Consider the following 19,560-nt stretch of genomic DNA (forward strand, 5'->3'; position numbering starts at 1 on the left):
TGGGTTTATAGCTGTAACTATTGCGACAACAGTTTGTAATTTTTACAAACTAGGACGTGTTGATCATTCGAGATTGATTTTTTCTTTGTCCACTCGGTTACAAACCTCGCGACACGATTAAACCGCATCTAGTTTGACCAAACTCTAATTCACAAAGGTCAGCAGGGCTCAAATAAATTGTAATTATTCACTGTTTATTCATTACGCAAATAATGCCAACAAGCTAATAAAAAAAACGATAAAAAATTTTTTACTGGCTGATCAGGTTTTTTATTAAACAATTCAATCGCTTTAATCGGAGCCTTATTTTTTCAGGCTTCGCGGGGTGCTAAAGCTGGGTGACTTACTTGACAAAAAGGCTTGTCAAGCCCTAAACTGGAGCACTGTGGTAAAAAGTGGTGTTTAGTGGATCAAACTGGATCGGGTTAATCAAAAAGTTGATTAAAATAAATTTACAATAGGCTTTTTATGTTTCGTGGCGCAAGTTCACTGAGTTTGGATGATAAAGGACGTTTTGCGGTACCGACTAAGTACCGAGATACGCTATTGTCTGAAGATCAGGGAACGGTAATTTGCACCGTTGCACTCAATGAGCCTTGCCTTTGGTTATACCCTCTTGCTGAATGGTTAGAAATAGAAAGCCGTTTAGCAAAAATATCTAATATGAATCCCAGAGCACGACGGATGCAACGTATGTTGTTAGGTAATGCGACAGAGTATCAGCTTGATAAAAACGGTCGAATTTTGTTGGCGCCTTCATTGCGCTCACATGCAGAACTAGGCAAAAAAATTATGCTGGTGGGTTTAATGAATAAATTTGAAATTTGGGATGAAGCACGTTGGCACGAACAGATGCGCCAAGACACTGAGCTTGAGAGGCTCGGTGATTTTGAACCGAATGACGATTTAGATAACTTCACCCTCTAGCAGCAAAATAAAAGGCAAATAACAGCTAATGACAGCGCAATTTGAACACGTATCCGTATTAATGGACGAAACCATAGATGCACTTGCAATTAAGCCAGACGGCATATACATGGATGGTACCTTTGGACGTGGCGGGCATTCAGGGCAAATATTAGCGCGCTTAGGTGAAAGCGGTCGTTTGCAGGCCATTGACCAAGATCCACAAGCGATAAAGTCTGCTGAAAAGTTTGCTGATGATCCGCGTTTTTCAATTGCTCATTCTCGTTTTTCAAAGTTATACGAGGTAGCTGAGCAAAACGATCTTATTGGTCAGGTTGATGGCATTTTACTTGATATTGGTGTGTCGTCGCCGCAGCTAGATGACGCAGCGCGTGGCTTTAGCTTTATGAAAGATGGCCCGCTTGATATGCGAATGGATCCAAGTACAGGTCGCAGCGCAGCGCAGTGGTTAGCTGAGGCTGAATTAGATGACATTACTCATGTGATCAAAAAGCTAGGTGAAGAAAAATTTGGTAAGCGCATTGCGCACAAAATTTTAGAAGTGCGTGAACACACGCCAATCACTACCACTAAGCAGCTCGCTGATTTAGTCGATGAAGCCGTACCGGTGAAAGATAAGTTTAAACATCCTGCAACGCGGACTTTTCAGGCTATTCGTATTTATATCAATAGCGAGTTAGAGGAAATTCAAACGGCATTACAAGCGGCGATTAAAGTTCTTAAGCCGGGTGGTCGCTTAGTGGTTATTTCGTTTCATTCTTTAGAAGATCGCATTGTTAAACAATTTATTAAAAAACAGAGTAAGGGAGAAGCGATACCCAGAGGTCTGCCTTTAACCGACGCACAAATAAATAAAAATCTGACGTTAAAAGCAGTGGGTAAAGCTATTAAACCAAGTGCTGATGAAGTGGCGCGTAATCCACGCTCTCGCAGCTCAGTGCTAAGGATCGCACAGAGGTTGGGATGAGTAAAAAAGCGAGCTATCGCCAACCCAATTTATTTCTTGAAATAATTAAAGGCCTAGGTGCGAACAAGATCACCTTGGCCTTGTTGGTTGTGATATTCGCATCAAGCTTGAGTGTGGTGCAAGTAACTCATCTCTCTCGAGCGCAATTAATTGAGCAAGATTCGTTGCTCCAAGAGCGTGACGAATTGGATTTAGAATGGCGTTATTTTTTAGTGGAAGAAGAGTTTTATTCACAACATGCGCGCATTGAAGAAGTGGCAACGTCACAACTCGAAATGAAGCGGCCAACCAGCCAAGATGAGCAGGTAATTATATTACAATGAGAATGCGAGGCAAAAAACCAGTCAATAACCTAATCGCATGGCGCTTTATTTTAGTGTGTGCGGTGATTTTTTTAGTGTTTGTGACCTTGGTATCGCGTGCTGCGTATTTGCAAGTAATTGAACCTGATAAAGCGCGCTCTGAAAGCGATAAACGTACGGTACGGATTGAAAAACTGCATGTGCAACGCGGGATGATTTTCGATCGTAACGGTAAAGAGCTTGCCGTTAGTGTGCCTGTGGTAAGCGTGTATGCGGATCCTAAAGCCCTGCATAAATCACTGGTGAGTAAAGTACTTAGGCAAGCACGCAAAAACGGTGAAGATCAGCAAACGCTTCGTGAAAATGTTGCTGAGTTAAATAAGCGTACCGCCCTGTATTATAAAAATGATTTACGCTGGCGTGAATTGGCTGATGTGTTGCGCATTGAGCCTAGTAAAATTAACACGCGATTACTTGATGATCCTACTCGTCGCTTTGTGTATTTAAAACGCCAAGTGACTCCTGCTGTGGCTAATTACATCGGTGATTTACGCCTACCTGGTATTCATTTATTAGATGAATCAAAACGTTATTACCCTGCTGGTGAAGTAAGTGCGCATGTTATTGGGTTTACCAATATTGATGGTAAAGGCATTGAGGGCATAGAAAAGCTTTATGAAAACGCGTTAACCGGTGAAGAAGGTCGCCGTACCATTCGCAAAGATGCGCAAGGGCGTGAAGTTGAAGTACTTGATGAGCGCGAGCGAGTAGAGCCTGAAAGCATTCAACTAAGTATTGATCAGCGAATTCAAGCCATTGCCTATAAAGCAGTTAAATCAGCGGTATTAACTTATAAAGCGACCTCAGGTTCTGCCATGGTAGTAGATGTTAAAACCGGTGAAGTTTTGGCCATGGTCAATAGCCCATCATTTAATCCTAACAACTTAAGCGGGGCGGCTCCTCATAAACGTCGTAACCGCGCTATTACCGATTTGTTTGAACCTGGCTCAACTGTTAAGCCTCTAGCCATTTTAGCTGGATTAGACTACGGCACAATCCAACCGGATGACAAAGTTGATACCTACCCAGGCTGGATGCGTTTAGGAGGCAGCTTAGTACAAGATACCCGTAATCATGGCGAAATGACGCTGCGCGAAATTTTAAAATACTCCAGTAATATGGGAGTAACCAAAATAAGCCAAACAGTACCCAAAGAGTACTTTGTGGGCTTGTATCAAAAAGTGGGGTTTGGCAGTGATAGTGGTACTGGCATGGTAGGCGAAAGTAGTGGCCTATTTTACCCTAACCGCCGTTGGTCAGATCATGAAATTGCAGCGCTCTCGTTTGGTTACAATATTGCCGTGAGTACCGCGCAAATGGCACGTTTTTACGCCATGTTAGGGGCAGGCGGAGTTAATCGTCCGCTTACTGTACTAAAGCAAGATTCTATACCTGAAGGTGAGCGTATCTTTCAACAAGAAGATGTTGAAGCCGTTGTACATATGATGGAAAGCGTATTTGAAGAAGGCGGTACCGCACGCCGCGTTAAAGTGGATGGTTACCGCGCTGCTGGTAAAACAGGCACCTCTAAAAAAGCCGCTGCAGGGGGCTATGGTGACGAATATGTGGGTTATTTTGCGGGTGTTGCCCCTGCGAGTAACCCGCGATTAGCCGTTGTGGTATTAATCAACGAGCCCGGTGGAGATGTTTATTATGGCGGCGCAACGGCAGGTCCAGCGTTTGCAGAAATAATCTCTAATTCATTAAGAATTTTAAACGTTGCCCCAGACAAAGACTCGGTGGCATACGTGAAGGGCAAAGATGATGGTGCGTGATTTACACACAATTTTAAAACATTTAGAAATAGATGCAGCACGTTTAATGGTAAACGAGCTGCGTTTAGATAGCCGCGATGTAAAACCAGGTGATGTGTTTGTGGCGATAAAAGGGCACCAGTTAGATGGTGGGCACTTTATTAGTAAAGCAATTGAAAATGGTGCCAGTGCAATTATTGCCGACAGACTGTGTGAATTTGAAAGTGATTTTGAGCCGCTTTATTTAGTCTCAGAATTGAATAAGAAACTGCCTGTATTGGCGAGTCAATTTTACCAACAACCGAGCAAGCACTTAGATTTAGTTGGCGTAACGGGCACCAATGGTAAATCGACTACCACAGCAATGATTGCTCATTTAGCGCAATTTTGTCATACCCAAGCCGCTATTATTGGCACCTTAGGCTACGGCCATCCAGATAACTTAACACCACTGCAAAATACTACGCCTTCAGCAGTCGATTTACAGCGTATTTTAAGCGACTTAAAAAATGAGCAACACCAATTGGTTGCTATGGAAGTGTCATCGCATGGTTTGGTACAGCACCGTGTTGATCAATGCCATTTTAAAGCCGCTGTGTTTACTAACTTGTCGCGCGATCACTTAGATTACCATGGCGATATGCAAAGCTATGGTGATGCTAAATTGATGCTGTTTCGTGATTTTGATGCTGATCATGTCATTCTTAATCAGGATGACGGACAAGCAGAACAATGGATTGAAAAATACAGCTTCAATAGTCTTATTTGTTATGGCCGTAAAAACTTAGCCCCTAAAAATGCACAGTTTGTATATTTTTCAGATGTTCAGTATTCAGCAACCGGTATTTCGGCGCAATTAACTACTAGCTGGGGTGATGTTGCCATAAAGTCACCGCTGTTTGGAGAATTTAACCTTTATAATCTAACGGCTGCGTTAGCAACGCTATTAGCGCTAGGCTATCCATTAACACAGTTAGTAGCAGGATGTGAGTATTTACAGCCGGTAGCCGGCAGGATGCAAGCATTTACAGCGCCAAGTATGCCTACTTGCGTTGTTGATTACGCGCATACGCCAGATGCGTTGGCTTTAGCCTTACAAGCGCTGCAGCAACATGTACCAGGTGGCGTGAGTTGTGTGTTTGGTTGTGGCGGCGACAGAGATAAAGGAAAGCGTGTACTAATGGCACAAGCTGCTGAGCAGTTTGCAGACAAAGTGATCATTACCAGTGATAACCCACGCTCTGAAGACCCTAATGACATTATTAATGATGTAGCTGCGGGATTAGAGCATCCAGAAAACGCTCATTTAGAGGCCGAACGCGGTGCCGCGATACAATTTGCTATAGATAACGCAAAAGCCGGTGAGGTTATTTTAATTGCCGGTAAAGGGCATGAAGACTATCAAATTATAGGCGATACACGCATCGATTTTTGCGACCGCCAATTTGTACAACAACAATTAAAAAAAGCAGTAAGAGGGTCTCGAGCATGATCCCAATGGATTTTGATTGGCTAGCTAATGTGCTAGCAACCGATTATCAAGGTGATAATCGCAAGGTGATAAATATAAACACCGATACCCGTACTTTGTGTGATGGTGAAGTGTTTTTGGCGCTTAAGGGCCCAAATTTTGATGGCCATAAATTTATTGAACAGGCAAAACAAAAAGGCGCTATAGGCGTGATTGTCGATCACGCTGTTGATACCGATATTGCTCAATTTGTAGTTGCCGATACCCGGATTGCATTAGGCACAATTGGTACAGCAGTGATGGCGCAAGTTGCACCTAAAACTATCGCTATTACTGGCAGCGTAGGTAAAACCACAGTTAAAGAAATGTGTGCCGCTATTTTATCAAGTAAAGGGGATGTATTAGCCACTAAAGGTAATTTTAATAACGACATTGGCGTACCGTTAACTTTACTCAGATTAGAGCCACAACATCGCTTTGCGGTTATTGAATTAGGCGCTAACCACATAGGTGAAATTGCGTACACCACCGCGATGACCAAACCGGATGTAGCTGTGGTATGTAATGTTGCTGCTGCCCACTTGGAAGGCTTTGGTAGCCTGCAAGGTGTGGCACAAGCAAAAGGCGAAATTTACGACGGATTAAAAGAGGATGGCATCGCCATCGTCAATTGCGATAGTGACTTTAGTCAATATTGGCTTGATAAGTTAGCAACGCGCAATATTAAATGTTTTTCGAGTAGTGAAAAGCTCGATATTTGGGCTGAAGACATCAGCCTAGATGCACAAGCTCGCGCAAGCTTTACTTTGTGCACCAAGCAACACAGTGTGCCGGTTAAGTTAGCACTGCCAGGTAAACATAATATTAGTAACGCGCTTATTGCTGCGGCGTTAACCAGTGAGTTTGACGTGTCACTTGAGGAAATTGCCAGCGCGTTAGCGACCATGGGTGAAGTTAAAGGACGGGTTAACCTAATTGAAGCCAGTGATTCACTCACTATTATTGATGATACCTATAATGCCAACGTAAAGTCGGTGAAAGCTGCGATTGATTTACTTAGTGATATTCAAGGTCATCGTATTTTGGCACTCGGTGATATGGGTGAACTTGGCGAAGATGCACGTAAATATCATCAAGAAGTCGGTGAATACGCATTAGCGCAAGGCATTGATGAGTTATTTACACTCGGAGTATTAAGTAAATGTGCCAGTGATGTATTTGGGCTGCCAAATCGCCATTTCTCTAATCGTGAGCAAATGCTGCAGCAAATTCAAAACAGCATTAGCAAAGTAGATAAAAAAATTACCCTTGTCGTGAAAGGATCACGCAGTTCTCGCATGGAGCTTTTAGTAACCGATTTAGTTAATGGCCAGCAACAAGCCATCAATGGAGTATCATCATGTTAGTTTGGCTGGCTGAGTATTTAACTCAATATTATAGTGGCTTTAATGTTTTTTCGTATTTAACCCTGCGTGCCATTTTAGGTATTTTAACCGCATTGATGATGTCGTTGTATTTTGGTCCTAAGTTAATTCGTGCGCTGCAACGCATGCAAATAGGGCAAACAGTACGTGATGATGGTCCGCAATCGCACCTATCTAAATCGGGTACACCGACCATGGGTGGTTTACTTATTTTAGGGGCTATTTTTACCAGCACATTATTATGGGCAGACTTGTCTAATAAATACGTATGGGCCACTTTATTTGTAATTGGCTCATTAGGTATTGTGGGCTTTATTGATGATTACCGTAAGGTGATCCGCAAAGATCCAAAAGGACTTATTGCAAAGTGGAAATACTTTTGGCAATCGGTAATTGCACTGGTTGTAGCCACTGCGCTTTACATGAGCAGCACACAAGCAACCGAAACGTCACTGGTAGTGCCATTTTTTAAAGATGTACTGCCACAGCTGGGGCTGTTTTATATCGTGATCACCTACTTTGCGTTGGTGGGCACGTCAAACGCGGTTAATTTAACCGACGGTCTAGACGGTTTAGCCATAGTACCTACTATTTTAGTGGCTGCAGCGCTGGCTATTATTGCTTACTTAACGGGTAATATTAATTTTTCGGCTTATTTGCATATTCCGCATTTACCACTGGCGAGTGAGTTGGTTGTGGTATGTACCGCTATTGTAGGGGCTGGGTTAGGTTTTTTATGGTTTAACACGTATCCGGCGCAAGTATTTATGGGCGATGTAGGCTCATTAGCACTGGGTGGTGCATTGGGGATTATTGCCGTACTTGTTCGCCAAGAGCTGTTACTGATTATTATGGGGGGCGTGTTTGTAATGGAAGCGCTATCGGTAATTTTACAAGTTGGCTCTTACAAATTACGTGGGCAACGCATTTTTAGAATGGCGCCTATTCATCACCATTACGAACTTAAAGGTTGGCCGGAGCCACGCGTTATTGTGCGCTTTTGGATAATTTCTATTGTGCTGGTACTCGCTGGCCTTGCGACATTAAAGATCAGATAAATGCAGTATTTAAACGAGATAAAAAATAAACACATAACAGTGCTCGGACTCGGTGTAACCGGTCTGGGCATTGTGCGTTTTTTATTATCTCAATCAATACAGCCTTATGTGGTCGATAGCAGAGAGAATCCGCCAGGTGTTGATTGGCTCAATCAGCACGCACCTCAATTAAAAACTCACTTTGGTGACTTAGAAAATGCGGCGCTCAGTGCTTGCGATATGATTATTATTAGTCCCGGGCTAAGCTTAAAAACACCAGCAATTGTTAAGGCAATTAACGCAGGCGTTGAAGTGATTGGTGATGTTGAGTTATTTGCGCGCATTAATAGCAAACCAGTCGTTGCTGTAACCGGCTCTAATGGTAAATCAACGGTAGTGACACTTGCTTACGAAGTATTAAAAACCGCAGGTTATAAAGTGGCACTCGGTGGCAACATTGGCACAGCGGTACTGGATTTACTTGACGGTGACTTTGATGTATTTGTATTGGAGCTATCAAGTTTTCAGCTTGATACCACACGCAGCCTAAAAACCACCAGTGCAACCGTGCTTAATATTTCAGAAGATCATCTCGATCGTTATGATAGTTACCAAGCCTATATAGACTCAAAACTAAGTATTTATAACGGTGCTGAACACGTAGTGATTAATGCTGACGATAAGCAAACACACCCTGTGAGTCGCACGTTAACACCACAACTGAGCTTTGGTGAAACACAAGGCGATTACCACTTAGCACAGCACAATAGCGAAGCGCACTTTATGGTAAAGGACGAAGCTTATTTACCAGTAAGTGCTTTAGCCGTTGTGGGTAAGCATAACTATTTAAATACGTTGGCAGTGATGGCATTACTCAGCCCATTTACAATTACTAAGGCGCACTACAAAACCGCATTAGCTCAATTTAATGGTTTAGCGCACCGTTGTCAGTTTGTGGGTGAGTTTAATGGTGTTAAATACTTTAACGACTCTAAAGCCACCAACGTAAGCGCAACAGTGGCGGCAATAGATAGTTTAGCGGGTGAACAACAAAACTTAGTGGTTATTGCTGGTGGTGATGCAAAAGGTGCTGATTTAGAGGTGCTAAAGCCTTATATTGAAAAGCATGTAAAAGCGCTGATTTGTTTTGGTAAAGATGCCAAAGATTTAGTGGCACTCAGTGCTAAAGGTCATTTAACCAATAATATGTCTGAGGCTGTGACGCTTGCAAAGCAATTAAGTAAATCGGGCGATACCGTTTTACTCGCACCTGCCTGTGCCAGCATTGATATGTATAACAATTATATGCAACGCGGCGATGATTTTGTGCAATGTGTATTGCAGGGGCAGTCATGATTGCTTTTGCGGATATTAAAGAGGCTCTCACCCCTAAACCTTCAGCGCAGCTTTATGATGTGCCACTGCTTTATTGCATGCTAATGCTGATTGGTGTGGGCTTTGTGATGGTAACCAGTGCCTCAATGCCGACAGCCGATAGACTATTTGGTAATATTTATCATTTTACTATCCGCCATGGCATTTTTTTAGGGCTCTCGTTTTGTTTATTTTGCATTAGTACTCAAGTACCTATGTCGTGGTGGAAAAAAGCTAACCCCTATTTATTACTAATCGGTTTAGTACTGTTATTAGTGGTACTCATTGTAGGACGTGAAGTCAATGGTTCAACCCGCTGGATACCCGTAGGACCGTTTAATATTCAAGCCTCAGAGCTCGCTAAGTTGTTCTTTTTTAGTTATATCGCAGGCTACTTAGTACGTAAGCGCAATGAAGTTCAAGAAAACATAAAAGGCTTTGCTAAACCCATAGCGGTATTTGCAGTTTATGCAGCACTTATTTTAATGCAGCCCGATTTAGGGACTGTGGTGGTGATGTTTGTTACTACGGTTGGTTTGTTGTTTTTAGCCGGTGCCAAGCTTTGGCAGTTTTTTGCACTTATTTTAACCGGTATTGCGCTAGTGGTTGGGCTTATTGTGTTAGAGCCATATCGTATGGCGCGTGTGGTTGGCTTTTTAGAACCTTGGGATGACCCTTTTGGCAAAGGCTATCAATTAGTGCAATCACTAATGGCTTATAGTCAAGGCGATTGGTTTGGCCAAGGCCTAGGAAACAGCGTACAAAAATTACAATATTTACCAGAAGCGCACACCGACTTTATTTTTGCTGTTATTGCTGAAGAGTTAGGTTTTTTGGGAGTGCTTAGCATTTTAATGGTACTCGGTACTTTAGTATTTAGAGCTTTACTCATTGGCCAAAACGCGCTTAAAAACGGCAAAGAATATGAAGGCTACTTAGCCTTAGCAATTGGTATTTGGTTTGCGTTTCAAACTATGGTGAATGTGGGCGCCAGTGCCGGTATTTTACCAACCAAAGGATTAACCTTGCCGTTTATTTCTTATGGTGGCTCAAGTTTATTAATGATGACCATAGCAACCGGTATTTTATTACGTGTAGATTTTGAGACCAAGATGGCAACGAAACAAGCCACGTCAGGTGGAGCTAAGCGATGAGTAAAAAAATAGTCGTTGTAGCAGGGGGCACAGGTGGACATATTTTTCCAGGGATTGCCGTTGCTGATTATCTCAAACAGCAAGGTTGGCAAGTTAGCTGGATAGGCACCCCAGATAGAATGGAAGCCAGTGTCGTGCCCAAGCACAACATAGAAATTGATTTTATTGATGTAAAAGGCGTGCGAGGGAATGGTTTAAAACGCCTTATTAAAGCGCCATTCATGGTTATTAATGCAATATTGCAAGCGCGTAAGGTATTAAAACAACAACGCCCTGACGTCGTTTTAGCAATGGGGGGGTATGTAACTGGCCCAACAGGTATTGCGGCAAAAAGCCTGGGTATTCCTTTGGTGATTCACGAACAAAATGCCGTAGCAGGCATGAGTAATAGGTGGTTGGCTAAATGTGCTAATCGCGTGTTAGCGGCTTTCCCCAGTGCTTTTGCCAATGGCAAAGCAGAGCTGGTAGGTAATCCTGTACGCCAGAGCGTGATTGAAATTACTGATCGCGAAGTAACCAGCCCTATAAATATTTTAGTGGTGGGTGGTTCGTTAGGTGCGCAAGTGCTCAACCAAACACTACCTGAAGCATTTAAGCGCTTAAATGACACCAGTGCTATTAATATTTGGCATCAAACCGGTAAAGGGCACCTTGCTAGTGTAAGTGAAAGTTACCAGCAGCAACAAATGGGCAATGAGCAAGTGACCGTTGCTGAATTTATTGATGATATGGATACCGCTTATAGCTGGGCAGATATTGTGATTTGTCGTGCGGGTGCGCTTACGGTAAGTGAAATTGCCGCAGCGGGTAAAATGGCGGTATTTGTGCCGTTTCCACACGCAGTTGATGATCATCAAACAGCCAATGCACAGTATTTAGTAATGGCAGAGGGGGCGTTATTAATGCCACAGGGGCAATTTAATCAGCGCAGTATTGTTGAACTTTTAAGCCCCTATTTAGCCGAACCTTTATTAATAACTAAAATGGCTGGCAAAGCAAAACAGCAAGCTATTTTAGATGCCACAGCAAGCGTAGCGATGCACTGTGAGCAAGTAACAAATAAGAGAACATAAGTGAAACAGACATTAGCAAAAGAAAAATATACACGCCCAGCGATGCGCCGCATTGAAACTATTCACTTTGTAGGAATAGGCGGTGCAGGCATGGGCGGCATTGCAGAAGTACTTGCTTTTGAAGGTTACCGTATTACTGGTTCAGATATAGCTCACAGCGCAATGACTGAGCGTTTAATTAAAGCCGGTGCTGAAGTATTTATTGGTCATCATGAAAATAACGTAAAAGACGCCAATGTGGTGGTGGTTTCAAGTGCAATAGATAAAACAAATCCTGAAATTCAAGCCGCACAAGCTGCGCGTATCCCGGTGGTTCGCCGTGCAGAAATGTTAGCTGAACTGATGCGCTTTCGCCACGGTATCGCCATTGCGGGCACCCATGGTAAAACGACCACAACCAGCTTAATTGCCAGCATTTATGCACAAGCCGGGCTCGATCCAACCTTTATTATTGGTGGTTTGCTTAACAGCGCTGGCAGCAATGCTAAGGTAGGTAAAAGTGACTTTTTAATCGCCGAAGCAGATGAAAGCGATGCCTCATTTTTGCATTTACAGCCTATGGTGTCGGTGATCACTAATATTGAAGAAGATCACATGGAAACCTACGGCGGTAGTTTAGAAAAAATGAAAGATACTTATGTTGAATTCATTCATAATCTGCCGTTTTACGGGTTAGCGGTGGTGTGTATTGATTCAGACGTTGCTGCTGAATTGCTCCCCCGTTTTGGTCGTCCGGTGATCACTTACGGTGAGTCACACGAGGCTGATTATCGAATGAGTGACTTTAGCCAAACAGCGAACACATGCCAATTTACGGTGACTAATAAACAAGGTGAGAGTTTAACCGCCAAGCTGAATATGCCGGGTAAACATAATGCCCTTAATGCAACCGCAGCGATTGCCGTGGCTAAAGATCAAAATATTGCGAATCATGCAATTTTAGCGGCTTTAGATACTTTTGAAGGTATTGGCCGTCGTTTTCAGCACTACGGTGAATTTGAAAATGAACGCGGTAGCGTGATGCTTGTTGATGACTATGGTCATCATCCGTCAGAAGTGGCCGCTACTATCACCGCAGCACGAGAAGGCTGGCCTGATAAGCGTTTAGTGATGGTGTATCAGCCGCACCGTTATACGCGTACTCGCGATTTATACGAAGATTTTGTTAAGGTATTGGCTGAGGTTGATCAACTTTTATTACTCGATGTTTACAGTGCAGGCGAAGAGCCGATTGTTGGCGCTGATAGTAAAAGTTTATGCCGTAGTTTGCGCCAGCGTGGCAAAGAGCCATTACATGTAGCCTCAAGCTCAGAGCTTGCGGGCGTACTTGCCAACTGCCTACAAAATAACGACTTAGTGCTCACACAAGGTGCGGGTAACATAGGTCAGCTCGTTAAAAATTTAGCAGCCACGAATATGTCGATAGAACAATTAAAGCAAGGTGAAGTATGACACAGGTAAATTCCCAGTTTGGTAAAGTAGCGGTGCTGCTAGGTGGAAATTCAGCAGAGCGTGACGTGTCATTAAAATCTGGTCAAGCGGTATTAAATGCGCTGTTAGACGCTGGCATTGATGCGATAGCGTTTGATCCACAAAATCGTTCGTTATGGGAATTAAAGTCGTTAAACGTTGATCGCGTTTTTATTGCTTTGCATGGTCGTGGTGGTGAAGACGGCACGGTACAAGGTGCTCTAGAATTTATGAACCTGCCGTATACCGGCAGTAATGTTCTGGGTTCGGCACTGGCAATGGATAAAATTCGTTGTAAGCATTTGTTTAAATCGGCAGGCTTAAGCACCGCACCTTATGCCGTGGTTGATGCTAAAAAAGGCTTTGATGCGAATGCCATTATGGCGCAATTTAAAAAGGTAATGGTTAAGCCATCGCACGAAGGCTCCAGTATCGGTATGGCACAAGCAAGCTCTGCAGAAGAACTTGAAGATGCGCTCACTAATGCATTTAAGTTCGACAGCCAAGTATTGGTAGAGCAGTGGATCACGGGTCGCGAATTTACCATTACGGTATTAGGTGATGAAGTACAACCTGTGATTGAAATGAGCACCCCAAATGGGTTTTATGACTACCAAGCTAAATATCAGTCAAGTAGTACGCAATATCATTGCCCTGCTGATTTATCACCATTGGATACTCAAAAATTACAAGCGATGGCGCTTGATGCGTTTGATTTAGTGGGGGCAAGTGGCTGGGGGCGAGTCGATGCGATGCAAGATGAACAAGGACACTTTTACTTACTAGAAGTGAATACCGTACCAGGCATGACTGAAAAATCATTGGTGCCAATGGCAGCAAAAGCCAACGGGGCAAGTTTTGAGCAATTAGTTGTTCGCATTTTGGAGCAAACCCTTTAATATGCATCCCTTTTTAGAGAAAGCGCAGCAACTAAAACAGCAACTTAACTGGTCGCTGATTTTTGGAGTGAGTTTTTTTCTAGCCGTGGTGATAGGGTTAATTGAAATAACCAGTGGGGTTTCGCACTGGTTAGTTGAAAATAAAGATGCACAAATTAAGCATTTAACGGTGCTGGGGAACCCTAAGTACACCGATGAAAAAGCAATAACAGCGGCAATAAAAAAAGCAGATTTAAGCAGTTTTTTTGAGCTAAACGTAAAGCAAGTTCAGCATTTAGTACAAGAGCTGCCTTGGGTTGCAACGGTATCGGTAAGAAAGCAATGGCCTGATACCATTCAAGTTTACGTGGTAGAACATCAAGCGGTTGCTCACTGGAATAGTGACTTACTGATTAATCAAAGCGGTGACGCGTTTGAAGCAAAAAGTGATAAATTAAGTGCCACTTTACCCCAACTATATGGGCCAGAGGGTAGTGAAAAAGAAGCATGGGTAGCGTTTAAACAGTTTGATGAAATGCTCAAAGTCAATGCATTAACGCTCACTAGCCTTGCGCTATCTGAGCGGTTTTCGTGGCAACTTTGGTTAGATAACGGTGTGCGTTTAAATTTAGGACGCAAAGATAAAGCCAAACGTGTACAACGTTTTATAGACGTTTATTCACGTATAGAAAAACGTGCTGATGCACAGATAGATGCAATTGATTTACGCTACGATACCGGCCTTGCAGTGAGCTATAAGCCACTGCAAGAACAGCAATTATAATAAAGAGTAAGGCATGACTAAGTCAGCAGAAAGAAACCTAGTGATTGGATTAGACGTTGGCACTTCTAAAGTAGTGGCCACGGTAGGTGAAATCACCACAGATAACAAGCTCAGCATTGTTGGCGTGGGGAGCCAAGTATCTCATGGAATGGATAAAGGCGGTGTTAACGATTTAAATTTAGTGTCTGAGTCTATTCGCCGCGCTATAGATGAAGCCGAATTGATGGCTGATTGTCGTATTAGCTCGGTTTATTTGGGTATTTCTGGCAAGCATATTCAGTGTCAGAACGAAAGCGGTGTTGTGGCTATTAATAACACCGAAGTAACCGATGAAGACATTGAAAATGTAATACACATTGCTCGTTCAGTGCCAATTTCAGCTGAACGCAAAATGTTGCATGCTTTGCCGCAAGAGTACAGCATTGATATGCAAGAGGGGATTAAAAACCCACTCGGCATGAGCGGTGTGCGCATGGAAGCACGCGCGCACATTATTACCTGCTCCAACGACATGGCTAAAAATATAGAAAAATGTGTTGAACGTTGCGGGCTTGAAGTTGATCAACTTATATTCACAGCGCTTGCTTCGTGTTATTCCGTACTGACGGATGACGAAAAAGAGTTAGGTGTTGCGGTGCTTGATATTGGTGGTGGTACTATGGATATCACTATTTATATTAATGGTGCGCTGCGTCATTCTGCGGTTATTCCGGTGGCAGGCAACCAAGTAACCGGTGATATTGCAAAAATATTTCGTACACCTATATCACATGCTGAGTCACTCAAAGTACAATATGCCTGTGCAAGTAGCCAAATGGCGAGCAGCGAAGATACGATTGAAGTGCCAAGCGTAGGTGGGCGGCCAGCAAGACTGATGTCTAGGCACACGTTATCAGAAGTGGTTGAGCCACGTTTTAGAGAATTATTTGAACTGGCGATGGAAGAAATTCGTCGTTCAGGATTAGAAGACCAAATTGCAGCAGGTCTCGTCATTACTGGCGGAACTGCTAAAATGACTGGCGCAATGGAAGTGGCTGAAGATATTTTTCAGATGCCAGTAAGAATAGGTAAACCAATTGGTGTAGTAGGTTTAACTGATTATGTTGATGATCCATCGTACGCAACCGCTGTAGGTTTGTTACAATACGGGCGTACTATGCAGTCGATGAATGCACAAAAGTCGAAAGCGGATGATAATAATAATTGGTGGAACCGCATCACAAAATGGTTTCAAGGCGAGTTTTAGTACTCAAGTCGGAGAGTAAATATGTTTGATATAATGGAACAACACAGCGAAGAAGCTGTAATAAAAGTAATCGGTGTTGGTGGCGGCGGCGGTAACGCAGTTGAGCACATGGTAAAACAACAAATAGAAGGCGTTCGTTTTATTGCAGCGAATACGGATGCACAAGCATTACGTAATTCAGCCGCAGATGTAACGGTACAATTAGGTACGCAAATAACCTCTGGGTTAGGTGCGGGTGCAAACCCTGAAGTAGGCCGTCAGTCGGCTGAAGAAGACGCCGAAACCATCCGTGCCAGCCTTGAAGGCGCCGATATGGTATTTATAGCGGCAGGTATGGGCGGCGGTACAGGGACTGGTGCTGCGCCAGTCGTGGCTAAAATAGCTAAAGAGCTGGGCATTCTAACCGTGGCAGTAGTAACGCGTCCATTTGATTTTGAAGGTAAAAAACGTGCCGCTGCTGCAGAGCAGGGGATTAACGAATTGTCTGAAATCGTGGACTCGTTAATTACTATTCCAAATAACAAATTACTAAAAGTATTAGGTAAAGGGACAACTTTACTGGATGCGTTTGCTAAAGCAAATGACGTATTATTTGGTGCGGTACAGGGTATTGCTGAGCTAATCACACGCTCGGGTCTAATTAACGTGGATTTTGCCGACGTACGTACTGTTATGTCTGCAATGGGTACAGCCATGATGGGGACTGCATCTGCCTCGGGTCCTGATCGTGCACAAGAAGCAGCAGAAGCGGCTATTTCAAGCCCATTACTAGAAGACGTTGATTTAACCGGTGCTAAAGGTATCTTGGTCAATATTACTGCCGGCATGGATATCGCGATTGAAGAATTTGAAATCGTAGGTAATCACGTTAAGGCGTTAGCGTCTGAAAATGCAACGGTAGTTGTGGGTGCGGTAATCGACCCTGAAATGACAGATGAGCTACGTGTAACGGTTGTTGCAACTGGCTTAGGCGGCGATCGTCGTCCACAGTTTGGTATTGTAGATAACGGCTTTAAAAAAGCATCAGGTTCTGATGTAGCCAGTTCAAGCACGCAAACAAACAGCAGCATGTATGTTCCTAGCTTTGCAAGCCAAGGCGCAAGTACAGAAGAGCCTGCAACGACTACGCAAACAGAATCAAAAGAGCAAAGCACATCGACGAGCTCTTCAAGTTCTTCAGCGAATACGTCGTCAAGCAGCGCTAAGAAAACAGATAAGTCTGAAGGTGGCGATTATTTCGACATCCCTGCTTTTTTACGTAAACAAGCAGATTAATAAAAAACAGTATTTTTGTGCGAAATGTGAACGAATATTGTAGTTATACCGTATTCATGTTACACTCCACCGTCTAACTGTAATATATACTAAAGTGAGCGAACCTATGATTAAACAGCGTACGATTGCACAAGTAGTCAAAGCCATAGGAATTGGACTTCATAAAGGTGAGAAGGTCACAATAACTCTCCGACCTGCGAGCGCAAATACTGGGATTGTATTTCGTCGTGTCGACCTTGATCCGGTTGTTGATTTTGAAACAACACCTGAAGCCGTTGGTGATACGCAATTGTGTACCTGTTTAATTAACAAAGATGGCGTTCGCTTATCGACTACTGAGCACTTAATTGCGGCGGTTGCGGCAATGGGTATCGACAATTTAATTGTTGAACTTGATAGCTCAGAAGTACCAATAATGGATGGAAGTGCATTGCCATTCATTTATTTATTACAAAAAGGCGGCATTGAAGAGCAAAATGTTGCAAAACGCTTTATTCGTATAAAAGAAAAAGTACGTATTGAAGAAGGTGATAAATGGGCCGAAGTAGAATCTTACGACGGATTCCACATCGATTTCGAAATTGCCTTCGATCACCCTGCAATCAATGAAAGCCGCCAACGTGTTGGTTTAGATATTACGGCACAAAGTTTTACTGAAGAGATAAGCCGTGCGCGTACTTTTGGCTTTATGAAAGACATTGAATACATGCATGCGAACAACCTAGCACTAGGTGGCAGCATGGATAGCGCAGTGGTACTTGATGAATTTAAAGTTTTAAACCCGAACGGTTTGCGTTACGCAGACGAGTTCGTCAAGCATAAGATACTAGACTGTGTAGGTGACATGTTTATGACAGGTCATAATCTTTTAGGCAAAGTAACCGCATTTAAATCAGGTCATGATTTAAATAATAAGTTACTACGCAAAATTATGGCAACTGAGTCAGCATGGGAGTGGGCAACCTTTGAAACGCCTGTGACGATGCCTGCGCCCGGCCTTGAGCTAGCTAACGCCTAATTAGTTAATTACTTATATACAGTTATAAAAAATGACGCTTATTAGCGTCATTTTTTTGTTTATTAATTAGCTAAACAGCTAAATTACACTCAGGCTTTTATTATCAAAGTCCTAATATAGTTTGCAACTGTTTAAGCTGGGTTACCTGATATGTTGGTTTAATTCCCTCAGGCAAGTTCACGCCAGGATGTTGCAGCCAACAAGTGTCAATGCCCACATTTTGACCGCCAAGAATATCACTGCTGGCGGTATCACCGACCATTAAAATTTGCTCTTTCGGTGGATTACCCATTAAGTTAAAGGTGTGCTCAAATATCTCTTTTGCAGGTTTAGCAATTCCAACTTGCTCAGAAATAACTAACCAGTCAAACATATCTTGCAGCCCCGTATGCGCTAGGCGACGTGCTTGTAACTGAGAAAAACCATTGGTAATAATGCCCAGCTTGGCATGGGGTTTAAGAGCATTTAATAATTCAACGGCGCCGGGTAAAGGCATACAAATTTCGGCCATTGCTGATAAAAAATCATCGTTGAGCTGTTGAGCTGGCACACCTAGTTTATTTGCCAGTTCGCTAAAACGAGTTACTTGTAAGTGACTTGAGGTGATCTCGTTGTTTTGATAAGCAATCCATAGTGACTTATTGGTGTTTTGATAATGGGCATAATCTGCCTCGGTAAAATCCATGTCATAGGTTGCTAGCATGTTTTTAAGGCCAGCAAAGGCATTAAAGCTAAATAAGGTTTCGTCGGCATCAAATAATACGTAGTTATACTTCATTAAAACATCCGTTATTGATTATATAGAGTGGGATTAAGGAAAGGCGCCATGGCGAGTGTCAGCGCTTGAGTATAGGTACTTTCTCGTGTTGCATGATGATCAGTTAATAAGCCAATAGCACCCCCTTGCTGTTTAATATTGGTGGTATTAAAAGCTTTATCCATCACGTCACCAAGCTCTTCACCTTGAAGCAATGCTTTATAAAACACAGCGGGCAGGGGTAAGTTACTGCTTCGGCCTGTAACTTGCTGTGCGCCATTATCAATAACTACATAGGCAAAGGTTGCTGCACCATAACTAAATTGCGCTGCACCACCTTCCATCGCCATATAATAGTCTGCCTGATAGTGGCTTTTACAGTAATTAACGCGATTTTGAGCCCCTAAGCAGGTTTGCTCTTCACCTAAGGGTTGATCGGGTACTTCTGAGGGCGCGTGAACGCCACTACATTCGATTACATGCTCAGGAAAATACATCGCAAAAATATGTTTAGCGGCATTGATTTTTACTGGGTTTTTAGACCCAACAATAATTTTAATTGATTGCGACATATTAAACTCGTCATACT

General features: G+C 43.0%; 18 protein-coding genes. 16 read left to right on the forward strand and 2 right to left on the reverse strand.

The window, feature by feature from the left end:
- Positions 1-468: 468 nt before the first annotated feature.
- The 16 genes from mraZ to lpxC all read left to right on the forward strand — a co-directional run bounded on the left by mraZ (position 469) and on the right by lpxC (position 18,214).
- Positions 469-927, forward strand: a complete 459-nt coding sequence (gene mraZ / locus MTN96_RS18170; RefSeq protein WP_008110699.1) for a division/cell wall cluster transcriptional repressor MraZ — start codon at positions 469-471, stop codon at positions 925-927.
- A 28-nt stretch (positions 928-955) separates the two neighbouring features.
- Positions 956-1,894, forward strand: a complete 939-nt coding sequence (rsmH, locus tag MTN96_RS18175; RefSeq protein ID WP_008110698.1) for a 16S rRNA (cytosine(1402)-N(4))-methyltransferase RsmH — start codon at positions 956-958, stop codon at positions 1,892-1,894.
- Positions 1,891-2,217 carry a cell division protein FtsL gene (gene ftsL / locus MTN96_RS18180; RefSeq protein WP_008110697.1) on the forward strand — a complete coding sequence of 109 codons (327 nt, stop codon included), beginning with the start codon at positions 1,891-1,893 and terminating at the stop codon, positions 2,215-2,217. Before rsmH ends, ftsL begins: the two co-directional genes overlap by 4 nt.
- Complete coding sequence (locus MTN96_RS18185; protein WP_214552571.1) at positions 2,214-4,031, forward strand: penicillin-binding transpeptidase domain-containing protein; 1,818 nt, start codon at positions 2,214-2,216, stop codon at positions 4,029-4,031. Before ftsL ends, MTN96_RS18185 begins: the two co-directional genes overlap by 4 nt.
- Positions 4,024-5,502, forward strand: a complete 1,479-nt coding sequence (murE, locus tag MTN96_RS18190) for a UDP-N-acetylmuramoyl-L-alanyl-D-glutamate--2,6-diaminopimelate ligase (RefSeq protein WP_248532490.1) — start codon at positions 4,024-4,026, stop codon at positions 5,500-5,502. The genes MTN96_RS18185 and murE overlap by 8 nt, the downstream gene beginning before the upstream one ends.
- On the forward strand, positions 5,499-6,887 hold the full coding sequence (murF, locus tag MTN96_RS18195; protein WP_036981322.1) for a UDP-N-acetylmuramoyl-tripeptide--D-alanyl-D-alanine ligase: 1,389 nt from the start codon (positions 5,499-5,501) through the stop codon (positions 6,885-6,887). Before murE ends, murF begins: the two co-directional genes overlap by 4 nt.
- Complete coding sequence (mraY, locus tag MTN96_RS18200; protein ID WP_008110692.1) at positions 6,881-7,963, forward strand: phospho-N-acetylmuramoyl-pentapeptide-transferase; 1,083 nt, start codon at positions 6,881-6,883, stop codon at positions 7,961-7,963. The genes murF and mraY overlap by 7 nt, the downstream gene beginning before the upstream one ends.
- On the forward strand, positions 7,964-9,298 hold the full coding sequence (gene murD / locus MTN96_RS18205; RefSeq protein WP_248532445.1) for a UDP-N-acetylmuramoyl-L-alanine--D-glutamate ligase: 1,335 nt from the start codon (positions 7,964-7,966) through the stop codon (positions 9,296-9,298).
- On the forward strand, positions 9,295-10,470 hold the full coding sequence (ftsW, locus tag MTN96_RS18210; RefSeq protein WP_248532446.1) for a cell division protein FtsW: 1,176 nt from the start codon (positions 9,295-9,297) through the stop codon (positions 10,468-10,470). Before murD ends, ftsW begins: the two co-directional genes overlap by 4 nt.
- A complete protein-coding gene (gene murG, locus MTN96_RS18215; protein ID WP_248532447.1) occupies positions 10,467-11,543 on the forward strand; it encodes an undecaprenyldiphospho-muramoylpentapeptide beta-N-acetylglucosaminyltransferase in 1,077 nt (358 codons plus the stop codon). Before ftsW ends, murG begins: the two co-directional genes overlap by 4 nt.
- 42 nt (positions 11,544-11,585) lie before the next feature.
- Positions 11,586-12,995, forward strand: a complete 1,410-nt coding sequence (gene murC / locus MTN96_RS18220) for a UDP-N-acetylmuramate--L-alanine ligase (protein WP_248532491.1) — start codon at positions 11,586-11,588, stop codon at positions 12,993-12,995.
- Entirely contained in the window at positions 12,992-13,912 is a 921-nt protein-coding gene (locus MTN96_RS18225) for a D-alanine--D-alanine ligase (protein WP_016899500.1), read from the forward strand. The genes murC and MTN96_RS18225 overlap by 4 nt, the downstream gene beginning before the upstream one ends.
- A gap of 1 nt (position 13,913) precedes the next feature.
- Positions 13,914-14,675, forward strand: coding sequence for a cell division protein FtsQ/DivIB (locus MTN96_RS18230; RefSeq protein WP_013464059.1), 762 nt, complete (start codon positions 13,914-13,916; stop codon positions 14,673-14,675).
- A 13-nt stretch (positions 14,676-14,688) separates the two neighbouring features.
- Positions 14,689-15,921 (forward strand): cell division protein FtsA, encoded by a 1,233-nt coding sequence (gene ftsA / locus MTN96_RS18235; protein WP_013464060.1) that lies wholly within the window; start codon positions 14,689-14,691, stop codon positions 15,919-15,921.
- Positions 15,922-15,942: 21 nt separating this feature from the next.
- Positions 15,943-17,196 carry a cell division protein FtsZ gene (gene ftsZ / locus MTN96_RS18240; protein ID WP_016899499.1) on the forward strand — a complete coding sequence of 418 codons (1,254 nt, stop codon included), beginning with the start codon at positions 15,943-15,945 and terminating at the stop codon, positions 17,194-17,196.
- Positions 17,197-17,302: 106 nt separating this feature from the next.
- A complete protein-coding gene (gene lpxC, locus MTN96_RS18245; RefSeq protein WP_248532448.1) occupies positions 17,303-18,214 on the forward strand; it encodes a UDP-3-O-acyl-N-acetylglucosamine deacetylase in 912 nt (303 codons plus the stop codon).
- A 103-nt stretch (positions 18,215-18,317) separates the two neighbouring features.
- On the opposite strand, the gene yjjG is transcribed toward lpxC, so the two are convergent.
- Both yjjG and yjjX read right to left on the reverse strand, forming a co-directional pair.
- Positions 18,318-18,992, reverse strand: a complete 675-nt coding sequence (gene yjjG / locus MTN96_RS18250) for a pyrimidine 5'-nucleotidase (RefSeq protein WP_248532449.1) — start codon at positions 18,990-18,992, stop codon at positions 18,318-18,320.
- Between the two features lie 11 nt (positions 18,993-19,003).
- Complete coding sequence (gene yjjX / locus MTN96_RS18255; RefSeq protein WP_036981341.1) at positions 19,004-19,543, reverse strand: inosine/xanthosine triphosphatase; 540 nt, start codon at positions 19,541-19,543, stop codon at positions 19,004-19,006.
- Positions 19,544-19,560 lie beyond the last annotated feature (17 nt).

The sequence above is a fragment of the Pseudoalteromonas sp. 2CM28B genome (assembly GCF_023161935.1).